General features: G+C 59.7%; 1 protein-coding gene and 1 pseudogene. One reads left to right on the top strand and one right to left on the bottom strand.

All coding sequences use genetic code 11. The annotated features are described in order from the left end of the window. Positions 1-278: pseudogene (locus EN906_RS35755) on the bottom strand (ABC transporter); the annotation flags it as partial. Between the two features lie 206 nt (positions 279-484). Between EN906_RS35755 and rpmE the strand changes: the two are divergent. Continuing rightward, positions 485-706 (top strand): 50S ribosomal protein L31, encoded by a 222-nt coding sequence (gene rpmE / locus EN906_RS35750; protein WP_023811830.1) that lies wholly within the window; start codon positions 485-487, stop codon positions 704-706. The last annotated feature ends 135 nt before the right edge of the window (positions 707-841 follow it).

Here is an 841-nt window from a genome sequence, read left to right as displayed (position 1 = left end):
ACGAAATAGTAGCGGCCGGCCGATGCCGCCGCCAGCACGGCGGCCATCGCCACCAGGGCGGCGAAATATTCGGCAATGAAGGTGGTGCTGGACGACGAGAAACCATAATCGATCATGCGTCGCACCGCCAGCGGCAGCGCCAGCGTGGTTGCCGCCGCGATGACCAGCGAGATGATGGCGCCGACGACCAGTGTGCGATAGTGCGTGATGTAGGGGAACAGGCGCCGGAGCGGCTTGAGCGAACGCCGGCGCTCGTCTGCGCTGGTGATTTGCGCCATCCCGATGTTTCCTCCAGCCGCCCTTGGGGTCTGCGCCTCAATATGCGCTTGCCGCGGCCTTGTGATTCAATTCCGGCTGATGTATAGGCTCGCCGACCGTTTTAGAAGCCGTGGCTCCTCAATAGCTGCGGCTTCGAGTTTTAAAAAGAGGCGCATCGACGCAGGCTTATGCCCGTCAGCCGCGCCGGCAAGCCAGGAACCGAGCCATGAAGAGCGCTATTCATCCCGATTACCACACCATCAAGGTCGTCATGACCGACGGCACCGAATACACGACCCGTTCGACCTGGGGCAAGGAAGGCGATACGATGAACCTCGATATCGACCCGACCACCCATCCGGCCTGGACCGGCGGCCAGCAGACCCTGCTCGACCGCGGCGGCCGCCTGTCGAAGTTCAAGAAGCGTTTCGAAGGTTTCGGCATCTAAGTGCATGTCGCCCAAAAGTGCGAAGCGGTTTTGGGATAATGACTTGCACCAAGTAAGATCTTAAACCAAACGAGCTTTTTACAGATCAAAAACCCGCCTTCGTGGCGGGTTTTTTGTTGCGGCGCGTTGCTACTC

This window comes from Mesorhizobium sp. M7A.F.Ca.CA.004.06.1.1, from assembly GCF_003999135.1.
In the GTDB taxonomy this organism is placed as follows: Bacteria; Pseudomonadota; Alphaproteobacteria; order Rhizobiales; family Rhizobiaceae; genus Mesorhizobium.
Note: the sequence above shows the minus strand (reverse complement) of the source record. Positions and strands in the feature narration are given on the sequence as shown.